Below are 20,186 nucleotides of genomic sequence, written 5' to 3'. Positions count from 1 at the left end.
TCAAAAAAAGAGGAAGAGATATGTCAGCAACACTTACAAAAAAATGAACACCTTAAAATATTAGAATCATTATAAAAAGAAATGAGGGATTAAAATGGAATTAACTTTGGAAAATGTTACTATGCAATTTAAGAAAAAATCAGTAGTTGACGGATTTACAATAACACTTCACCCTGGAATTTATGGATTTCTGGGGGCAAATGGAGCTGGAAAGACTACACTTATGAGAATCATTGCTACACTTTTAAAGCCAACAGCAGGAACTATTTTGTGGGATGGGAAAGAAATACACAAGATTAGAGAAGAATATCTCGGAGTTTTGGGATATCAGCCACAACTTTTTGGACATTATCCGAATTTTACGGGCTGGGAATTTATCGATTATCTTGGAGCAGTAAAAGGTCTTTCGAAAAAAGAAACGGAAGAAAGGGGAAAAAAACTTTTTGAAGTCATGGATTTGACGGAAGCTTGGAATAAAAAGATTCGCACCTATTCTGGAGGAATGAAACAACGTCTAAATATAATTCAAGCTTTGCTGAATGACCCGAAGATTTTGCTTCTTGATGAACCGACAGCAGGGCTAGATCCGAAACAGCGTTTAAAACTGAAGAACTATCTTGCTTCCATTTCTTCCAATCGGATTATTTTGCTCTCTACTCATATTACTTCAGATGTGGAAAGTATTGCAGATCAAATTATTTTTATCAAAGATGGAAAACTTATTTGTTCGGGAAAAGAAGAAAAATTACTCATGGAAATTCAAGGAAAAGTTTGGGAGTATCCCATAACTGAAAAAGAATTGTTAAATTTGCCATCTAATGTTCAATTAATTGGCTATCATCGAGATGGGGTAGAAATACGAGCAAAAGTGGTTTCTGAACAATCACCGTCTAAAGATGCACTTCCGAAAGCTCCAGTTTTGGAGGCACTTTATCTTTTCTATAATCCAGAAGAAATTGATCATGGAAGAAAGTAATAGGAGTGGATTTGAATGTTGCGAATGGTTCAGACGGAATTACGACGAATAACATATTCTATGGTTACACGAATCGGCATTCTCCTTGTTATTTTTTTCGTACTCTTGCTTTTGTTTTTAGATATTCAAAGTGTAGAACGTTCAGTAAATGATAAGCAAATCCTAATGGGAATCGAGGCAAAGCTTCAAGAGAGAAAATGGGCAGAGGAAGTTGATTATGGTGTGATTACTAACGAGAAAGTGAAAGAGGATTTGGATTTTTTAAGAAAGCACTATGAACAGGAGAAAAAGATTTCTCGTAATGATATGAAGACTTCTCTACCCTCGAAGGTTTATTATTCTCATTATCTTCCTCGGGAATCCTACTATTTGTGGGTGCAAGAAAATTATCTCGGCTGGGGGAGCTATGGCAATGAATTCAGCAAAATCTTGGAAAACCAATCCTTACCGTCTTTTGAAGAAGGACGGGTGGAGAGAGTAAAAAAGATATTGGATAAAAACAAATTTCAAGGAAAAACTCGCGAATTTTTATTAAAAATGGAAGAAAACTCTCGAAGTCCTTATGAGTACGGATATTTTGAAGGATGGGATTGGGCATTTAAATTTCTTTATTTTGTTCTGTCAACGACAATCTAATTCTACATAAAAAAGTCATTTAAAAAGTGCAGAGAATTTATTTATTTAAAAGAGTATTTGTGATTTCTTTTCTAGAAGACATATACTCTTTTCTATCTTTTAATCTGTATGATTCTCCTTTAATATTAACTACCGTTGCGTGATGAAGTATTCTATCTAGAATAGCAGCCGCTATTGTATTATCTGAAAATACTTCACCCCACTGTGAAAATGACTTATTTGAAGTAAATATAGTTGAACACTTTTCATATCTTTTAGCTATTAGTTGGAAGAATAGGTTAGCCCCTTGAATATCCATAGGAAGATACCCTATTTCATCTATTATCAATAGCTTGTACTTAGCGTAATGTTTGAGTTTCTTTTGAAGTTGGTTTTCAAAGTGTGCCTTATTTAGTTCTGATATTAAGTCCTGACAACTAATATAATATGTTAAATGCCTATTCTTAGCTGCTGTGATACCTAATCCTATAGCTAAATGGGTCTTACCAACTCCAGGTGGTCCTAAGAACACCACATTTTCAGCATTATGCACAAACCTTAATGTAGATAATTCTTCAACTAATCGTTTATCAACTGAAGGTTGAAATTCAAATTCAAAGTCTTCCAAGGTTTTTCTATATGGAAAACCTGCTACATTTACCTGTATTTCTGAAGCTCTTGTGTCTTTAAATTTAGTTTCTTGATCTAAAAGATAGTCTAGTATATCTACTATATTGGTTTCTTCTTTTAAGGCTATTTCCAAATAGTTATCTATTATTTCATTTATTTTTGTTAGTTTTAGCTTTTCTAAGTTATTTTTAATTCTCTCATAAGCTACATTACTCACTTTTTCCCTCCTCATAAATTTCATCATATGTTGATAAATCTCTATCTTCTACATCAAAAGAGGGATTAACATTTGTTTTAATCAATGTATTTTTACCATATCTTTTTGGAGATACTATACCTATAGATTCATAATGCTCTTTTAAGACTATTAGTTTATTCCTATCAAAGCATGTGCTATGAGTTGATATTAATGAGCTATTATGATAAATTTTAACTAAGTTGTCTGTAGAGAATACTGAAACTTCTTTTCCTATATATTCTGGTGGGACAGAATATTTATTACCCTTAAAGGAAATCAAGCAGTCTTTCTCTACTTTTCTTTTTTCTTCAATACTTAAAACATATTCTCGATCGAATTTATTTAACTTTTCTTTTTGCAGCATTTCATAAGGAATTTTATTTGTAGTTCCGTGGACCTTTCTATTTATCTTTTCACACCAGGAGAGAGCTTCATTATTTAAATCTATTAGGTTAACAAATTTAATACCAGTAAAGAAGTTATCCCTTACATATCTGACTGTTCTTTCAATTTTACCCTTAGTCTGGCCTCGGTAAGGCCTACATAGTATAGGTTTTATTCCGTAAAATCCTGCAAAGTCCTCAAATAATGGATTTAACTTAGAATCTTCTTGCTTTATCATTCTTTTTACAACAACTTGCTTCATGTTGTCATAGAGTATATGCTCTGGATATCCATTAAAATATCTAAAAGCATTATTATGACATCTTATTAGAGTTTCTGTGCTCATCTCTGTAACAAATTCTATATATCGCATTCTCGAGTACCCTAAAATCATTAAAAAACAATACAGTTTATGTTCTCTTCCTAGTTCATCCATGAATGTTCCAAAATGAGCCCAATCAACTTGACCCTGTTTCCCAGGTAAAGTTTCGAATCTGACTGTAGCTTTTGTATTTAGCTCTTTCTTTTTAGTTCTAACATAGTTTTTAACTATACCAATTTTACCATCAAACCCTTGATCAGTTATTATTTCTAATATCCTTACAGCACTATATGGGGCTTCCTCTAGTAACTCATCTATCATAGGTTTAAAGTCATCTAACTTAGAAGGTTTATCTTTAGTTAATGTATATTTTGGCGTCTCAATAGCTGCTGCATACTTTTTAGCTGTTCTCCAATTGATATTATATTTTCTTGATATTTCTGAAATGGATAGCCCCTTAAGATAATCATTTCTTATATCCATCCAAAGTTCTCCTTTCATATTCACACCACCTATTATTTTTTATTCTTTAGGTAGTGTTCCCTCTTTGATTAAGAACTCTGTACTTTTTGATTACCTTTTATCTGTATTTTATCATTGTCCTTTACAGTTCCGATAGTTGTTCTTGTCATCAGTATTTCAGTGGGGCATTTATTTTCCGAAGACTATGAAACAGGCTCCTATGAGGTGCTTTATTCCTCCAGATATGGAAGGAATAAACTGTTTTTTGCGAGAATCTTTGCATCATTTCTTTTTATGCTGGGAGTAATGACTGTTTTCCTTGGGGTAGGTATTTTCGGATCGTTTTTCTTTTTGACTATGGATGGGGGGGATTTACCTATTCAAGCGATGAGTACTTTGATTCTTTATCCTTGGACCATTAAGGAAACTTTTGTGTGGCAAGTTGCTCTCATTTGTCTGGGAGGAACAGCAGTGGTGATTTTATCTCTTGCAATTTCACTTTTATCTAAACGGACTTTTGTAAACTACGGAGTACTTCTTGGATTTTATGCTGTGTCTCGTTATTCCAGTATGATGGGAATGGGCGAAAATCGACCCTTAGGACGGATTGTCGTAAGTTTTCCCTTTTGCCTCGGAATGGATTTTGGCTATGAGCGATATCAAGTGTATTACTTTTTCGGGAAACCCATGACCTTTTATGAGTTTGTTCCTGGATTTTATCTCTTGCTTTTGCCATTGGTTGTGCTTTTTCTCTACGTCTTTCAACAGCAACAAGATCAGAAGAAGTAAAGGCATAGGGTTTTCCCTCAAAAGTTTCAAGAAATCTTGAAGATTCTTTAAATTTTTCTTGATAAATGAATGAATATTTTTTGGTACAATAAGTTTACAAGAATCAAGCTTTGGACCTATGTCAATATAGTAGACACATTTTCTCGAACAATTTTTATGCAATATTTTTAGATTTATCTTCCCACTCTTGAGGAGTGATATAGCCCAAAGAGCTATGTATTCTCTCACTGTTATACCATGACTCTATATATTCAAATATTGCAAGTCTAGCGGCATCAAAGTCAAAGTATTTAACTAAGTTAACTTCTTCTTTTTTCAATACTGAATGAAAGGATTCTATGCAAGCATTGTCATAGGGATTCCCTTTACCACTAAAGGAATGAGTTATTTTATGCTTTTTAACATATTCTCCAAATTCATAACTTGTATATTGACTACCTAAGTCACTATGTAGAATTAGACCTTCAGCGGGTTTCTGAAGTATATAGGCATTATCTAAAGCCTTTATAGCCAATGTAGTATCTATATTTTTAGACATAGAGTATCCAACTATCTTCCTGCTGTTAAGATCCATAACAGAAGCAAGATAGCACCAGCCATCTTTAATTGTATGAATATAAGTAATATCAGTTACCCATTTCTGATTAATGCCAGTTGTAGTGAAGTCCCTGTTAATTATATTCTCTCTACTCTCGACTTTACTTCTTGATGAAAATGGTCTGAATTTCTTGCATACTATTGATTTTATGCCTAGCTTATTCATAAGCCTTTGAGTTCTTTTAAGGCTTATAGGTATATTATTAGACTTTAATTTTTCATATATTTTAGGAGCTCCATATCGACATTTACTAGCTTTATATATATTTAGAATTTCTTTTTCTAGAAATCTATTTTCAATGTTTCTTTTGCTCTCTTTTTTATTAATATGCTTATAATATGAGCTTCTAGATACATTTAAAACTTTACACATTAGCTTTATATCATGAGTATCTTTATTATCAGTAATAAACTTATATATTGAGCTTACTTCTTTGCAAATATGGCCATGGCTTTTTTTAGTATTTCATTTTCCTCTTCTATTCTAGCCATCTTCTTAAGCATGGCTTGATAATCAGCTTGAGTAATTATTTTATTATCATCTACTGCTATTGGTTTTGCCTTATTTACCCATGTTAGTATTGTAGATCTTGGTAGGCCATATTCACTATTAAGCTCAGCAAGTGTTTTACCGGAATTATAAAGTTCTACAATGGTATTTTTATATTCATCTGTATATCTTTTTGACATTCTAGACACTTCCTTCCTTTTCTATATTTTATAGTATTCGGAAAATCGTGTCTACAATATTATACTAACACCACTTATTTTCAAATGTTTTTTCTGAAAGAATGGAAAATCATTTTAGAGATAAGAGAAACTAGTTTCAGGAAGCTAATAAGAATGGAGTTACTTTGGAGGTGAGAAGATGAACTTTTTAAAACCGACAGGAAAGAGAATAGTAACACCTTTGGGATGCGTATGCAGTGATTATGATGCACATGCAGGAGCAAGAAATGGGGGTGGGAATAAGCCACTACCTTGTAATTCGTGTGGTTGTTCTTGTGGAACAGATAAAGTCCGAAAGGGAAACCGAACGTCCGCCGCATCAAGTGATACGACATGGTAAGCTATAAGTAGTATCAAAAGAGAGAGGCGACAAATGACGATTTGTCGCTGTACTCTTTCTTAATATATAAATGGGAGGGATCTTATGGGAACGATGATTAAATATGAATTTAAGAAAATATTTCGAAGCCGTTGGAATATTTTAATAACAATTCTCCTTCTTTTTTTGGTTTCTCGTGCTACATGGAAACACACAACGACTTATCCTACAATGAATGAGAAAGGGAAAGAAATTACTGGAAAAGAGGCAGTTTCTTATTTGAAGAACCAATATGAGATAGATTACCCAGAGGGGATATTGACAGATGAAGTAATTCAGCGAGATTTGATACGACTCAAAAAAGAGTTGAATTTCAAGGATTCCAACGTAGATCGTGAAGTGGCGTTTCAAAAATTATTTAAAAACCCTTATTTTATCTCCCGACGAAACTATTTTTGGGGGTTGGCAGATGGATTTGACTCGCTGGAAGAGCCAATTTCAGATATTTTTAGTTTATTGGAAAAGCAGGAATCTCTTCCAAGTTTTTATACAATTCAAGAGCAGAAAATGGCAAATAAAATCGAAACCCTTCCATATTCGGATGCAAAAAAGAATTATTTAATGTCCTTTATAAAAGAGGTCAAGACTCCATTTGAAATTGGTTATAGTGAAGGCTGGTGGGTGCTTAAAATGACGATGGATTCTTCCATCAAATATTTGTTGCTTCTTTCTGGGCTACTCGTATGTGGTATTTTTTCTGAGGAACGGACAAGTGGCATGGATTCTTTGCTTCTTTCCTCAAAAAAGGGAAGGAAAGAACTCTTTCACTCCAAAGTTCAAACTGCTTTTTTCATCGGTGTTGTCATAGCTGTTCTAAGCTTTCTATTGATTATTCTTCCTCAACTTATATTTTTTGGAGTCGATGGATGGGATCTACCTTTACAATTGGAATCTACTTCTGAATTTTTACCGTGGAGTATTTCAAAACTTAGAATTGTGGAATATGGGCTTCGAATATTACATATTTTTGTACTGATTGCTTTTGCCACAATGCTTTCTTCGATTTTCAAGCGAAAAGAATGGGTGATATTAGTATATGGATTATTTTTCTTTTTTTCTAATTTTTTCATAACATTTAGGGGAGAGTTTCCGAATTTACAAAGATGGATTAATAATCAAGGAAGTTTTTTATTTTTTCTACCCTATCTTTCCAGTTGTTTTAAATCATCGACCATGGAGATCTATTCGATTTTAGGTCATCCTGTGACATTTTATACGTTGGCATATTTTATTCAGATAATTTTCATCGTAAGTTGTTTTTGGGTGACCTATGGAAAAATTAAACGCTGGGAAGTGGATTAGGAAAATATCGACAATTGGGGAATATAATGATAATATGAGAAATAAAAGGGGAATAGGGAGTGATTCAATGAGTCGTATTGTCATTATAGATGATGATTTGGAAATTGCTGATTTGATGAAATTATATTTGCAAAATGAAGGATATGAAGTGGAAACATTTTATAGCGGAGAAGAGACATTAGAACGATTAAAGGGAATGCCTCCGGATTTGTTGATTTTAGACATTATGATGCCAGGAATTGACGGCTATCAAATAGTGGAAGAGCTTCGCAAAGACTATTTTTATCCTGTAATTATGGTTTCCGCAAAAACGGAAGATGTAGATGTGTTAAAAGGCTTAATCTTAGGAAGTGATGATTATATTAAAAAGCCCTTTAATCCCATGGAATTGGTTCAACGAGTAAAGGCCCTTCTTCGACGAAAAGAGGTTTATTATCGCAAGGAAAAGGAAACGGAGAATATTTTTTGCTTTCGTGGATTGTTCATTGACTATGAAAAGGGAAAAGTGTTGGTAAATGAAGAAGAAGTTTCCCTGACCACGATGGAATACAAGATTTTGAAACTTCTTTCTCAAAATCTAGGGGAGGTGTTTTCGGCGGAACAAATTTTAAAAGAAGTCACTGGAGAAGATTACTACAATCAAGCATATAATTCCGTGGCCACACATATTTCCAATTTGCGACTGAAGCTTAAAGACTCATTTGAAGACCCCATATACATAAAAACCGTGTGGGGAAAGGGGTATCGGATTGAATAAAATTCTTAAAGATTATATTAAGCTATTGCTTTTACTCACGATTTTTATTTTTTTCATTGTTTATGTTAATCTAAAAGTAGACCACCATAATAATTGAAAACTGGTCCACCTTAAAATATAATACCCCTTGAAGATATCTTTTGAGGGGGGGCAAGAGGTGATAAAGCTGGATCAGAAAGCAGAAATACTAATGAAATATTTTAGAGAAAATATGTCTCAAAGAGCAATAGCTAGAGAGATGAAGGTTTCTAGAACTACAGTAAGAAAATATATTAATAATTATGAATCTAAGTGTGAAGAAATAGAAGAACTAGCTAAGGATAATAATATTACTAATAGTGATACTTTAAATCTTGTTTCAGAAATGGTATCAGCACCTAAATATGATACTAGTAAAAGGACTAGAATTAAATTAACAGATGAAATAATAGAAAAGATAAATGAATTAATAAAAGAAAATGAGAGAAACCGGTTACTCGGTAGACATAAGCAATTAATGAAGAAAATTGACATACATGAAAAATTGATTGAACTAGGATTTGATATTAGCTATCCTACAGTTTGTAATTACATAAGGGATAATCATGAGAAAAAGGAAGCTTTTATCAGACAGGAATATGATTTAGGGGAAACACTAGAATTTGATTGGGGTGAAGTTAAAATTACAATAGGTGGTAAGCCTACAACTTTTCAAATGGGTCTTTTAACTACAGCCTGTGGTTCACATCACTATGCAAGACTTTACCAAAATCAGAAGATGGAAAACTTTTTAGATATTCATGTTAGGGCCTTTAATCGTATGGGTGGGGTCCATAGAGAATTAGTTTATGATAATCTAAAGCAGGCCGTAAGAAGGTTTGTTGGAAGAAATGAGAAAGAAGCTACAGAGGATTTAATTAAAATATCAATTTACTATGGGTTTAAATACAGGTTCTGCAATGTGGCTAAAGGAAATGAAAAAGGTCATGTAGAAAAAGGGATTGAATATGTTAGAAGAAAAGCATTTTCAAGTCAAACTGACTTTGAGTCTATAGAAGAAGCAAATACTTACCTTGGTGAGAAACTATTAGAACTTAATTCTAAAAAAAGAAACTGGTTACAAAATCAAAGTCCCTTAGATATATTAAATCAAGAAATGGCTTATCTAATACCGTTAAAGCCACCCTATGATGCCTCTAGAAGAGTTGAAGCAAGGGTTAATAAGTATAGTGTAATAACCATAGATCAAAATAAATACTCAGTACCAGATTATCTAGTAGGTAAATTTGTAAATGTAAAAATATATCCAGAGATAATAGAAATATATTACAAAGATAATAAGATAGCTGAACATAAGAGGTCATATCAAGCCCATTATTGGAGTATAGATATAAATCATTTTATTCATACATTAAAAAAGAAGCCTGGAGCATTACACGCAAGTGTTGGTAGACACCAGCTTAGCCCAGAGCTTCAAGAAACATATCAAGAATATTATACCAGTAATCCAAGAGATTTCATAGAACTTTTGGAATTAATAAAGGAAAAAGATTTAGACAGCGTATTAAAAGCAGTAGAAGAATTAAGGAAAATAAAGAAAGAATTAGTAACAACAGATAATATTAAAAATATAATTTTCAAACTTCCAATGGATAAAGAATCCTTAGAAACTAAGGATATATCAATACAAAATGCATCATTAAAGCAAATCTCAATATTAAATGATTTGTTTAACTTAAAACCAATAGGGAGGTATGAAAATTGAATGAAATATTACAAGAAATTAAAAAATATGTATCAGAACTGAAGATTCCAGGTGTGAATCAAGGGTTAAAGATGAGCATTGAAGAAGCATACAAATTTGATAAACCCTATGAAGAATTCTTAAGAGATATCTTAATAGAAGCCTATGATATGAGAAAGGAAAATGGCAAGAAAAACAGAATTAAGAATGCTAGATTTCCCTACAAAAAGTATCTAGATGAACTAAGGGTAGAATATTTACCAGAAGACTGTAGAAAGAGGCTTAAAGAGCTTAAAACACTTAATTTCATAGAGGAAGGTAGGAATATAATACTAGCAGGAAATCCAGGAACGGGTAAGACCCATCTTTCAATAGGACTGGGCATAGAAGCCTGCAATACGGGCTATAAAGTGTACTTTACAACAGTAGCATCCCTAATAAATGAATTGAAAGAATCCAGAAGTGACAAGAAATTATATACTTTTGAAAAAAGATTTGAAAAGTATGATTTAATCGTGGCAGATGAATTAGGATATATTTCTTTTGACAAAGAAGGAAGTGAATTACTTTTTACATTTCTCTCCCTCCGGGCAGAGAGAAAGTCTACAATAATAACTACTAATTTATCATTTGATAGATGGAATGAGATATTCAATGACCCAGTTTTGACAGCTGCATTAATTGATAGATTAACCCATAAATCTTATGTAATAAATATGAATGGTGATTCTTATAGGATTAAAGAAACTAGGGAATGGTTAGAAGAAACCAATTAGTTTACATTACCAAGTGGTACAGTTTTCGATTATTATATGGTACACTTTTCAGTTGACAAATACATTCATAAATCTACTGATTACTGGAACTACTTATAGTCATAACTTTAAAGAAGCTATAGCAGAACTTTTCGGAGTGGAATCAGGATATAATCGAGAGTTTTGGATAAAATTAGTTTTTTGGGGAAAAGTAAAATCGGTTTTATTTTTATTGATTTATGGAATTTTCACATTTTGTTTTTTTTTCGGAAATGGAATTGCTATGTATAAGAAACTTGAAATTCAGGATAATGTAATATTTCGGATTCATGAATTGATTCGTGAAATCGGAACAGGTCAAAGAGGAAACGTGGAAAAGGCATACGAAGAAGTGGAGGAAGAGGTTCGACAGCTGATTCAAGAGAAAGAGCTTGCAGCAAAGGAAAATGAAGAATATCTTCATCGTTATTATCAAGTTATGTCCTATCTTGCTCATGACCTTCGAAATCCTTTGACTTCCATCTCTGGCTATGCAAACTATCTTTCGGAAAAAGACGAGAGCTTATCATCGCAAGAGAAAGAAAAGTATTTGAGTATTATTTTAGAAAAAACTGAGGTTATGCGAAAATATATTGACCAATTATTAAATGCAGCAAAATTTCAAGAGAAGAATACATCTCCCAGGGAGTCTGTAGAGTGTATGGAACTTCTTTATCAGGTGCAGGGAATGTTTTATCCAGAAATTCAAAAGAAAAATCTAGATTTTCAAATTGAACTGGAAGAACAGATTTTTTTAAAAGCTTACCAAGAAGATTTGGCTCGAGCTTTTCAGAACATACTGAAAAATGCTATTCAATATACGAAGCCTGGTGGAAAAATCCGAATTCGTACCAGTGAAAAAGGAAATGGCATCCAAATCGAAAACGATTACCTAGGGATGTCAGATTCAGATACTGAACGAATTTTTATGCCTTTTTATCGAATTGAAGAAGAAGGAGTCTTTCACGGTTCGGGACTGGGACTTTCCATTGCAAAGGACATTTTAGAAGCACATGGATTTGAGATTCATGCCATGTCAACGGGAGAGAGCTTAATTATTCATGTTTCTTTTTAGTCAATGTTGATGAAGCTTTGGGAAGGTGTTTTAAGAAGAAAGACTATATTAAATAATCAAGAATATATTACAGTAAAATTAGAAGACAGTCTATATGGTATTACCCGTATCCGAAGTCTAGAGAAGTGAAACATATGTGATGTATAAAGATATATTTTGATATTTAATTAATGAGTATTTTTCTCAAAAAAATAACTAGTGAATTTATATAGTTTCAAAAATGAATAACCTACATAGAAGCATTGACCCTTTATATTATATAGGGAATACTTTCTATGTAGGTTATCTTAATAGTATTAAGAATTCCTTCTTAAATATCCATTTCCAAAAGGAGTCAATATGGATATTATGGCAAATATAGCCAATACGAAACAATACCATATATAGGGTACTAGTTGTACAGGGCTTACTAATCCACTGGTAAAACTTCCAGCTATTAATAATTGAGCACCATAGGGTATTATACCTTGTATTATACATGAGAATGTATCTAAAAGTGAGGCTGTTTTTCTTGGGTCTATATTATGTTCTGTAGATATTTCTTTTGCTATTTGTCCATTTATAATTATAGAAACTGTGTTATTAGCTGTAGCCATATCTGTAAGGGATACTAATGCACTTATACCTAATTCAGCAGATTTTCTGCCTTTTATTTTTTTATTTATTTTATATAGTAGCCAATCCAGTCCTCCCCCACTAGATACCATATTTGCTAGTCCACCCGTTAATAAAGATAATAAGAAAATATCAAACATCCCTGTAAAGCCTGAATATATTTCTTGTACAAATTGTAATACTTTAAAGTCTCCATAACCTAGTCCTATGGCACCGGATATAATAACACCTCCAGTTAAAACTACAAATACATTCATTCCAGCTATGGAGGCTACTAGAACAAATATATATGGAAGAATTTTAATTATATTAAAAGTATATTCTTGAGCTTCAGGAATATTTACTGGTTTACCAAAGATTAATAAAAGAATAGCCGTAACTAAAGCTGCAGGCAATGCAAATCCTAAATTTGCTCTAAATTTGTCTTTCATAGATACTCCTTGAGTTCTTGTGGCAGCTATAGTCGTATCGGATATAATAGATAGATTGTCTCCAAACATAGAGCCACCTACTAATGCACCTAATACTAGAGGTAGATTTAAACCACCCTTTTCCACTAGTTGAACAGCAATAGGGCCTAGAGCTACTACAGTACCTACTGATGTTCCTGTTGAAACGGAAATAAATGCAGATATTACAAATATTCCTACTGTAATATATTTAGCTGGTATTAAAGTCAGACCTAAATTTACAGCAGAATCAACACCACCCATAGCACTAGAAACAGCAGAAAAAGCCCCTGCTAATAAATATATAATACACATGATTATTATATTATCATCTCCACAACCTTTGATAAATATATCAAATTTTTCATCTAACGAACCTTTTGTTAAGATAAAAGAAAATATTATTCCTATAATTGCTGCAACGGGAGCTGGGAATTGATAAAATGCCATTTCAACTCCTTGAATCTGTAGTATAATTCCTGAAATCAAATATACAAATACAAAAATAAGAAAGGGTAATAAAGCCACTCCGTTACCTTTTTTTTCATTTAATTTTTCCACTTTAAATCCTCCTAATTAATCATTTGTTAATAGTCCTAAATCTATTGGGTATTTTCCATAATAATTCCCTGCTTCCATGAATAATTCAATATTTTCAAGTGGAGTATTCATTGGGATTTGACAGCCTGTACTTAAAATATATCCTTTTTTTGAATCATAACCTTTTCTGACACATTCCTTAACTGATTTAAAAATAGTTTCCCTATTTCCTGCATAGATTACATCAACAGGAGGAACATTACCTGTAATAGTGACTCTATCTCCAATCATCTCTTTAGCTTCTTCTAAATTTTCCACATTGTCTATACTGAAATTAGAAACTCCAGCATTTACTACATCTTCCCAAATTTCTTTACTTGTTCCACATATATGGATGCCTGGAGCACTTCCTGTTTTTTCTTTAATTTTTTTAATGTTTTTTTGAAGAGCAGGTAGGGAAAACTCTCTAAATTGTTTTGGACTTATGAGGCTTGTAGATGATACTGGGTCTGCAAATCCTATGGATACTCCTAGCTTAGCAACTTCTTCTATATATCTGTTATTACATTCAGCCACTATATCCATTAGTGTATGAACTCTTTCAGGGTATTTAATCATCCATTTAAGCAGATTTTCTGTTCCTACTACAGAGGCAGCAACACTAAAGGGTCCAGACATGGAAGCACCAACATCTACTTTATCTATAAGTGCATCTCTTGTAAGCTTTATAGCTTTAAGCAAGATTGGTAAGATTCCATCCTTTAGAGGGTCTACAATTTTAAGAGATTCTATTTCGTCTATAGATTTAATAGCAGGCTCTACTAAATAAGAAATACTATGGTCGGGATAGGCTACTTTAGCCCCCATAGCTTCTGCTACACCTCTAAGACTTGTAGATATACCTACACTATCATGACGAAGTCTTTCAAATAAAGCTATTTCCAACTCTGCCATAAGTTCTGCTGAATGATAGTAATCACTTGTTTTTACACCTATGAAAGGTGTCATAGTTGCACCCATATCTGGCACACAGATTACGCGATCGATTTCCTGCCCTTTAGCGAAGGCATCCATTCTTTCTCTTGGGGTCATCTTTTCTTTTCTCACTTGAATCTCCTTTCTTTAATTTTATTTAATATAAATTAAGTATTGGAATTAATTTGCAAATATAATCCATAAACATTATATAGCCAATGAGAAAATTATAACAATCAAACTATTTGATAGTGGAGATTATTATCATTGATATTTTTAATAGTAGTATGATTTTTCCTAACCACTATAAATAGTAACAAATATGCTATAAATAACCATTGTATATGTATTGTAGATTGATTTATGCTATAATATAATATTAGCAATATATTTGAAAGGTTGATATTTTTGGAAATAAAATTAAATGGATTGAAAGAGACTGAAGAATTCGGGATGAAATTAGGTAATCTTTTAAAAACAGGTGATATTTTGTGTCTTAATGGAGATTTAGGTGCAGGTAAAACTACTTTAACTAAATCTATAGGTTTAGGACTTGGAGTTACAGACTATATTACTAGTCCTACTTTTGCCTTAATCAATGAATATACAGGAAGAATTCCAGTGTACCATTTTGATGTATATAGACTTGAAAATGTAGATGAACTTTATGATTTAGGTTTTGACGAGTATTTTTATGGAAATGGAATTTCCATCATAGAGTGGGCAGAAAAAATAGAAAAACTATTACCTAAAGAAAGAATAGTACTTAATATAGAAAAGGGTAAAGATATAGATGAAAGAAGGATAATCATTACAGGTTATGGTAATAGATATGTAGAAATAACTAAGGAGTTGGAAAAGAATTGAAAATATTAGCTTTAGACACATCAACTATGATGGCAACTTGCGCAGTATTAGATGAAAATAGAATATTAGGAGAGTATTCTTTAAATCAAGAGGAGACTCATTCGGAAAAATTGGTTCCAATGGTTAAGGAATTATTAGATAGTTTAGGGTTAAATGTAAGTGATATTGATCTTTATGGAGTTGCACTAGGGCCTGGTTCTTTTACGGGACTTAGAATTGGAGTAGCAACAATAAAAGCTTTTGCACATTTATTTAATAAACCTGTAGTAGGTGTATCTACACTGGAAGGATTAGCTTTTAATCTTCCTTATAATGAAATTATTGTGCCAATGATAGATGCAAGAAGAGATAGGGTTTATACAGGAATATATACATGGGAAGAAAGTAATATAAAGACTGTAATGGAGCCAGATGTATTAGATATAAATGATCTTTTAGATGTTCTTGGGAAATACGATAGATTAATAGTAAATGGAGATGGAGGACTTCTTCATAGGGATATAATTAAAGAGAAATTAGGAAAAAAGGTACAGTTTTCAACTAATGGTCAAAACTTTTGTAGGGCCACTAGTATAGGAGAGTTAGCACTAAAGAAGTATAATGAGGGGAAAATTGATGACTTCTATACATTAGTTCCTGAATATTTAAGGGAGTCTCAGGCTCAAAGAGAATTGAAAGAAAGGGAAGGAAGATAATGGATATTGTTATCCGAAATATGAGAGAAAGTGATTTAGATGATGTAATGGAAATAGAAAAAGATGCTTTTACTACTCCATGGACTAGGGAAGCATTTTTAATGGAAATAACTAAAAATCAATTGGCAAAATATATTGTAGCTGAAATAGACGAAACCATAGTAGGATATGGTGGTATATGGCTTATAATAGACGAAGGACATATAACCAACATAGCAGTAAAAAGCAATTATAGAGGATTAGGTGTAGGAAATGCCTTAGTTGAAGGTCTTATTTTTCTTTGTACCAAGTTGGATATTAATGGAATGACTTTAGAGGTCAGAGTATCTAATACTGTAGCAAAGAATTTATATAAGAAATATGGTTTTGTGGAATCGGGAATTAGACCAAAGTATTATCAAGATGATAATGAAGACGCACTTATTATGTGGAAAAAATTATAGTTAAGAGGTGTTTGTTATGTTGACATTAGCCATAGAGACTTCCTGTGATGAAACCTCAGTTGCTGTTATTAAAGATGGCAGAGAGGTTTTATCCAATATAATATCTTCTCAAATAGATATTCATAGGAAATTTGGTGGAGTAGTACCAGAAATAGCTTCAAGAAAACATATAGAAAGTATAAATAATATAGTTCAAGAAGCAATAGACGAAGCGAAAGTTAGTTTTCAGGATATAGATTTAATAGGGGTAACTAAAGGACCGGGATTAGTTGGAGCATTGCTTATAGGAATATCTACAGCTAAGGCATTGGCCTATGGATTAGACATACCTATTATTGGAGTGAATCATATTGAAGGTCATGTATGTGCAAACTATATTGAACATAAGGATTTAGAACCTCCCTTTACCTGCCTTATAGTGTCAGGGGGACATACTTATTTAGTTCAAGTAAATGGGTATACGGACTATGAATTAGTAGGAAGAACGAGAGATGATGCAGCAGGTGAGGCCTTCGATAAAGTGGCTAGGGCATTGGGACTTCCATATCCTGGAGGACCAATTATAGATAAACTAGCTGAAAGTGGAAATAAAGAATCCGTAGAATTTCCAAGGGTTATGTTAGAGCCAAAGTCTTATGATTTTAGTTTCAGTGGATTAAAAACGGCAGTGCTAAACTATTTGAATCAAAAGCAGCAAAAAGGTGAAGAAATAGTAGTAGAAGATGTGGCAGCATCTTTCCAACAATCGGTATTAGATGTACTTGTGGATAAGTCTTTTAGATTGGCAAAGGAAAGAAATTCTAAAAAAATAGTAATGGCAGGTGGTGTAGCTGCTAACCAAGGTTTAAGGACTATGATGGAGGAAAGGGGAAAAATGGAAAATATAGAAATCCTATATCCATCAAGAATTTTATGTACAGATAATGCTGCTATGATTGGTGCAGCTGCATATTTTAATTACAAGAACGGAAATAAATCAGATATTCATCTCAATGTTATACCTAACTTAGACTTAAAAGGATAAAAAATAACAATTATCTCCACATTTTGTCCACATATAAAAACATAATTTATTATGTAAATATGTGGACAATGTGGAAAAAATGTAGAAAACCTTAAAATATAGACCTTGTACTGTGGATAAGGTTGTGGGTACTGTGTATAACATGTGAATTATCTGTGGAATTATTCTTCTGTCAACAAAATCCATTGATTATAAAGGTTGTCTAGTTCCATTTGTAAATTCTCCCTTTCCTTAGTTAATTCGACAACTTTTTCTGGTTTGTCATATATGGAAGAATCACAAAGAATATTATCTAATTCTTCTAACTTAGATTCTTGATTAGATATTTTCTCTTCTAAGGCTTTTATTTCTCTTCTTTTGACTTTTTCTTCTTTTAATAATTCTTTTTCTTTTCTTTTTTCTAGTTTTATTTGAGTCTTTGTTTTTCCGTCTTCTTCATCTTCTTCGTATAATATCTCGTTTTTCTTTTCCAAATAATAGTCATAATTTCCAATATATTCTTTTATACCTTCCTTAGTCAATTCTAAGATTTTATCTGTTACTTTATTTAAGAAATACCTATCATGGGAGATGACAAATAATGTACCTTCATAGTTAATTATGGCTTCTTCCAATACCTCTTTAGAGTCTATGTCTAAATGGTTGGTAGGTTCGTCCATTAGTAGGAAGTTGGCTTGGGATAACATCAGCTTCAATAGAGATAATCTACCTTTTTCTCCACCACTTAAATCTGAAACCTGTTTAAATATATCATCACCTATGAACATAAATTGACTAAGAATACTTCTTACTTTATAGTGGTCAAAGGTTGGATTTTCATCCCAAATCTCATCCATAATGGTTTTATTTAAGTTAAGCTTGGTCATTTCTTGGTCAAAATAGCCTTTTTCAACGTGATGGCCTAAAGTTATTTCTCCGCCATCTTTAGACAATTCACCTAAGATTATTTTAAATAAAGTAGTTTTTCCTATACCATTAGCTCCAATAAGCCCTACTTTTTCTCCCCTATAGATATTGAAGTTTATATCCCTTAGAAGTTTAAAATCTCCAAAGGATTTTTCTAATCCTTCAACTCTTAATACATCTCTTCCAGACTTAACTTTAGGTTCAAATTTAATTCTAGATTTTTGCTGTTCTCCCATAGGCTTGTCTAGCAATTTCATTTTATCTAACATCTTTTGCCTACTTTCAGCAAGACCATGGTATCTTTCACCACCATAGGCTTTAAATCTTCGAATTATTTCTTCCTGTCTTTTTATTTCTTTTTGTTGGTCTTCAAAATGTTTTTGATATATTTCTAAATCCTTTTTTCTTCTAGCCATAAAGTTAGTATAATTTGTATTGTAGACATTTAGCTTTAGATGTTCTATATGAAATATCCTATTTACGACTCTGTCTAAAAAGTACCTATCATGGGATATAATTAAAGCAGCACCTTTATAGTCCTTTAAAAACTTTTCTAGCCAATCAATAGCATCTATATCTAAGTGGTTAGTAGGCTCGTCCAGTAACAGTATATCGGGTTTTTCTAAAAGTAATTTAGCTAAAGATAGACGAGACTTTTGTCCACCACTTAGAACATTGACTTCTTTATCTAAGTCTTCATCTTTAAATCCTAGACCTTTAAGCGTTCCTTTAATTTCTGACTTAAATCCATATCCATTTAGAGATAAAAATTTCTCAGATAAATTTGCATATTGTTCCATTAAGGTACTTAATTTTTCACTTTCTCCCCTAGAACCTTCTAAGGATATTTCATGTTCAAGGTTTCTTAAACTTTCTTCCATTTCTATTAGAGGAAGAAAAACTTCTAAACATTCATTAAATACAGTTTTGTTACTTTCTATACTGGTATGTTGCTTTAAATACCCAATTTGTACGCTTTTCTGAATATATATTTCTCCACTGTCCTGTGGTATTTCTCCATTTAATATATTAAAAAGAGTAGTTTTTCCTGAACCGTTTAGTCCGATTACCCCGATTTTATCTCCATCTTCTACAGTAAAACTAAGATTATCTAAAATAGTATCTATTATATAGGTTTTAGTTAAATTGCTACATGAAAGGACTAACATAATATTTCCTCCTATAGTTGTAATATGTATATTGTATCAAAAAAGGAGACTCATTTCCATTGTATTTAATACCCCTCTATGGTATAATAAGCAAATAAATGTTGAAAGAAAAGGTGAAGATATGGATATATATATAAGTAATAAAGCAAAGGAGTATATAAAGCTTAAATCTGGCTCTATACAAATTAGTTCAGTACAAGTAGGAGGAGGATGATGTGCAAGATATGAACCATCTGTTAAGATAGGAAAACCAAATAGTGAAAGTAAGTTTCGTATGTATGATATAGAAGGTATAGAAGTGTATCTTGCTCCAAATTTAATAGTGAGAAATGATGAGTTGAAAATTGACCTTAGTAAAATCTTATGGATAAAATCCCTGACTGTAGATGGTATAAGTCTATGATATATAAAAAATACTCCTAGAAACAGGAGTATTTTAAGATTTTAAATTCAAATCCATTGCCATGGAAGATAGTATGGGATCAATTAGATTTAATGTACATCTTCCTTCTTTATTATAATGGTTACAATTGACACAGTTCTCATATTTATCCTCATAAGTTCGAGCAGAATCAATAAGCTCGTTTCTCGATGGGTCATATTCATTGCAATACAATGCTACTTTTCGCAGTTGTTCCTTGCTTGCCATGTCAATCACTCCTTTCAGTACTAGTGTGTCAAAAATATGACTAAATATTCAAAAAAATATATTTTTTGAAAATTGACATATT

Annotated in this window: 20 protein-coding genes; 13 read left to right on the top strand and 7 right to left on the bottom strand. The window is 32.3% G+C overall.

The genetic code is table 11. From position 1 onward, the window contains the following. The first annotated feature begins 94 nt into the window (after positions 1 to 94). Complete coding sequence (locus KQI41_RS15295; RefSeq protein WP_154443056.1) at positions 95 to 976, top strand: ATP-binding cassette domain-containing protein; 882 nt, start codon at positions 95 to 97, stop codon at positions 974 to 976. Between the two features lie 15 nt (positions 977 to 991). After that, positions 992 to 1,612: a hypothetical protein gene (locus KQI41_RS15290; protein WP_154443057.1), complete on the top strand. Its 621-nt coding sequence runs from the start codon at positions 992 to 994 to the stop codon at positions 1,610 to 1,612. Positions 1,613 to 1,649: 37 nt separating this feature from the next. Here the strand turns inward: KQI41_RS15290 and istB (KQI41_RS15285) are convergent, their stop codons facing one another. Together istB (KQI41_RS15285) and istA (KQI41_RS15280) are read right to left on the bottom strand one after the other, a co-directional pair. Further along, complete coding sequence (istB, locus tag KQI41_RS15285) at positions 1,650 to 2,438, bottom strand: IS21-like element helper ATPase IstB (protein WP_216584825.1); 789 nt, start codon at positions 2,436 to 2,438, stop codon at positions 1,650 to 1,652. Beyond that, positions 2,431 to 3,666, bottom strand: coding sequence for an IS21 family transposase (istA, locus tag KQI41_RS15280; protein ID WP_216584826.1), 1,236 nt, complete (start codon positions 3,664 to 3,666; stop codon positions 2,431 to 2,433). The genes istB (KQI41_RS15285) and istA (KQI41_RS15280) overlap by 8 nt, the downstream gene beginning before the upstream one ends. Positions 3,667 to 3,933: 267 nt before the next feature. Here istA (KQI41_RS15280) and KQI41_RS15275 point away from each other — a divergent pair, with 267 nt between their 5' ends. Further along, on the top strand, positions 3,934 to 4,416 hold the full coding sequence (locus tag KQI41_RS15275) for a hypothetical protein (protein WP_154443148.1): 483 nt from the start codon (positions 3,934 to 3,936) through the stop codon (positions 4,414 to 4,416). Between the two features lie 154 nt (positions 4,417 to 4,570). Here the strand turns inward: KQI41_RS15275 and KQI41_RS15270 are convergent. Further along, positions 4,571 to 5,703, bottom strand: a protein-coding gene (locus tag KQI41_RS15270) for an IS3 family transposase (protein ID WP_216584700.1) whose coding sequence is annotated in 2 segments (ribosomal slippage) — positions 4,571 to 5,466 and positions 5,466 to 5,703 — 1,134 coding nt in all. Because the reading frame shifts where the segments join, the coding sequence is not laid out codon by codon here. A gap of 463 nt (positions 5,704 to 6,166) precedes the next feature. On the opposite strand from KQI41_RS15270, the gene KQI41_RS15265 reads away from it, so the two are divergent. The 5 genes from KQI41_RS15265 to KQI41_RS15245 all read left to right on the top strand — a co-directional run bounded on the left by KQI41_RS15265 (position 6,167) and on the right by KQI41_RS15245 (position 11,772). After that, positions 6,167 to 7,423 (top strand): ABC transporter permease subunit, encoded by a 1,257-nt coding sequence (locus tag KQI41_RS15265; protein ID WP_154443127.1) that lies wholly within the window; start codon positions 6,167 to 6,169, stop codon positions 7,421 to 7,423. Beyond that, a complete protein-coding gene (locus KQI41_RS15260) occupies positions 7,392 to 8,180 on the top strand; it encodes a response regulator transcription factor (RefSeq protein ID WP_216585604.1) in 789 nt (262 codons plus the stop codon). Before KQI41_RS15265 ends, KQI41_RS15260 begins: the two co-directional genes overlap by 32 nt. A gap of 157 nt (positions 8,181 to 8,337) precedes the next feature. Beyond that, positions 8,338 to 9,924: an IS21 family transposase gene (istA, locus tag KQI41_RS15255; protein ID WP_216554205.1), complete on the top strand. Its 1,587-nt coding sequence runs from the start codon at positions 8,338 to 8,340 to the stop codon at positions 9,922 to 9,924. Further along, a complete protein-coding gene (istB, locus tag KQI41_RS15250) occupies positions 9,921 to 10,679 on the top strand; it encodes an IS21-like element helper ATPase IstB (protein WP_280634044.1) in 759 nt (252 codons plus the stop codon). The genes istA (KQI41_RS15255) and istB (KQI41_RS15250) overlap by 4 nt, the downstream gene beginning before the upstream one ends. Positions 10,680 to 10,815: 136 nt before the next feature. Continuing rightward, entirely contained in the window at positions 10,816 to 11,772 is a 957-nt protein-coding gene (locus tag KQI41_RS15245) for an ATP-binding protein (RefSeq protein WP_154442423.1), read from the top strand. A 296-nt stretch (positions 11,773 to 12,068) separates the two neighbouring features. Here KQI41_RS15245 and KQI41_RS15240 read toward each other — a convergent pair whose 3' ends face one another. Beyond that, positions 12,069 to 13,397, bottom strand: a complete 1,329-nt coding sequence (locus KQI41_RS15240) for a Na+/H+ antiporter NhaC family protein (protein ID WP_216585603.1) — start codon at positions 13,395 to 13,397, stop codon at positions 12,069 to 12,071. 15 nt (positions 13,398 to 13,412) lie between these two features. Beyond that, positions 13,413 to 14,483, bottom strand: coding sequence for a uroporphyrinogen decarboxylase family protein (locus KQI41_RS15235; protein ID WP_216585602.1), 1,071 nt, complete (start codon positions 14,481 to 14,483; stop codon positions 13,413 to 13,415). A 276-nt stretch (positions 14,484 to 14,759) separates the two neighbouring features. Between KQI41_RS15235 and tsaE the strand changes: the two genes are divergently transcribed. From tsaE to tsaD, 4 genes are read left to right on the top strand one after another with little or no spacing between them, the layout of a single operon-like run. Beyond that, positions 14,760 to 15,218 (top strand): tRNA (adenosine(37)-N6)-threonylcarbamoyltransferase complex ATPase subunit type 1 TsaE, encoded by a 459-nt coding sequence (gene tsaE, locus KQI41_RS15230; protein WP_154442421.1) that lies wholly within the window; start codon positions 14,760 to 14,762, stop codon positions 15,216 to 15,218. After that, complete coding sequence (tsaB, locus tag KQI41_RS15225; protein ID WP_154442419.1) at positions 15,215 to 15,913, top strand: tRNA (adenosine(37)-N6)-threonylcarbamoyltransferase complex dimerization subunit type 1 TsaB; 699 nt, start codon at positions 15,215 to 15,217, stop codon at positions 15,911 to 15,913. Before tsaE ends, tsaB begins: the two co-directional genes overlap by 4 nt. Continuing rightward, entirely contained in the window at positions 15,913 to 16,356 is a 444-nt protein-coding gene (gene rimI, locus KQI41_RS15220) for a ribosomal protein S18-alanine N-acetyltransferase (protein ID WP_195838036.1), read from the top strand. The genes tsaB and rimI overlap by 1 nt, the downstream gene beginning before the upstream one ends. A 16-nt stretch (positions 16,357 to 16,372) precedes the next feature. After that, positions 16,373 to 17,380, top strand: coding sequence for a tRNA (adenosine(37)-N6)-threonylcarbamoyltransferase complex transferase subunit TsaD (gene tsaD, locus KQI41_RS15215; protein ID WP_195838035.1), 1,008 nt, complete (start codon positions 16,373 to 16,375; stop codon positions 17,378 to 17,380). Between the two features lie 161 nt (positions 17,381 to 17,541). Here the strand turns inward: tsaD and KQI41_RS15210 are convergent, their stop codons facing one another. Next, positions 17,542 to 19,455, bottom strand: coding sequence for an ABC-F family ATP-binding cassette domain-containing protein (locus tag KQI41_RS15210; protein WP_154442417.1), 1,914 nt, complete (start codon positions 19,453 to 19,455; stop codon positions 17,542 to 17,544). Positions 19,456 to 19,576: 121 nt separating this feature from the next. Here KQI41_RS15210 and KQI41_RS19325 point away from each other — a divergent pair, with 121 nt between their 5' ends. Next, the gene (locus KQI41_RS19325; RefSeq protein ID WP_326828363.1) at positions 19,577 to 19,858 is read left to right on the top strand and encodes a CC/Se motif family (seleno)protein; all 282 of its coding nucleotides are present in this window, start codon (positions 19,577 to 19,579) and stop codon (positions 19,856 to 19,858) included. 33 nt (positions 19,859 to 19,891) lie between these two features. Here the strand turns inward: KQI41_RS19325 and KQI41_RS15205 are convergent, their stop codons facing one another. Next, positions 19,892 to 20,104 carry a hypothetical protein gene (locus KQI41_RS15205; RefSeq protein WP_154442415.1) on the bottom strand — a complete coding sequence of 71 codons (213 nt, stop codon included), beginning with the start codon at positions 20,102 to 20,104 and terminating at the stop codon, positions 19,892 to 19,894. Positions 20,105 to 20,186: the final 82 nt, after the last annotated feature.

Origin of the sequence: Tissierella pigra, from assembly GCF_018917845.1 — a bacterium.
Taxonomy (GTDB): domain Bacteria; phylum Bacillota; class Clostridia; order Tissierellales; family Tissierellaceae; genus Tissierella; species Tissierella pigra.
This window is presented reverse-complemented; position numbering and strand designations above follow the sequence as displayed.

Excerpts from the sequence above, each read along its gene's own strand:
- KQI41_RS15275 (WP_154443148.1), top strand. The coding sequence starts at position 3,934 with ATGACTGTTTTCCTTGGGGTAGGTATTTTCGGATCGTTTTTCTTTTTG.
- KQI41_RS15260 (WP_216585604.1), top strand. The coding sequence starts at position 7,392 with ATGGAAAAATTAAACGCTGGGAAGTGGATTAGGAAAATATCGACAATT.
- KQI41_RS15295 (WP_154443056.1), top strand. The coding sequence starts at position 95 with ATGGAATTAACTTTGGAAAATGTTACTATGCAATTTAAGAAAAAATCA.
- KQI41_RS15205 (WP_154442415.1), bottom strand. The coding sequence starts at position 20,104 with ATGGCAAGCAAGGAACAACTGCGAAAAGTAGCATTGTATTGCAATGAA.
- KQI41_RS15290 (WP_154443057.1), top strand. The coding sequence starts at position 992 with ATGTTGCGAATGGTTCAGACGGAATTACGACGAATAACATATTCTATG.
- KQI41_RS15265 (WP_154443127.1), top strand. The coding sequence starts at position 6,167 with ATGGGAACGATGATTAAATATGAATTTAAGAAAATATTTCGAAGCCGT.
- istA (WP_216584826.1), bottom strand. The coding sequence starts at position 3,666 with ATGAAAGGAGAACTTTGGATGGATATAAGAAATGATTATCTTAAGGGG.
- rimI (WP_195838036.1), top strand. The coding sequence starts at position 15,913 with ATGGATATTGTTATCCGAAATATGAGAGAAAGTGATTTAGATGATGTA.
- KQI41_RS15210 (WP_154442417.1), bottom strand. The coding sequence starts at position 19,455 with ATGTTAGTCCTTTCATGTAGCAATTTAACTAAAACCTATATAATAGAT.
- tsaD (WP_195838035.1), top strand. The coding sequence starts at position 16,373 with ATGTTGACATTAGCCATAGAGACTTCCTGTGATGAAACCTCAGTTGCT.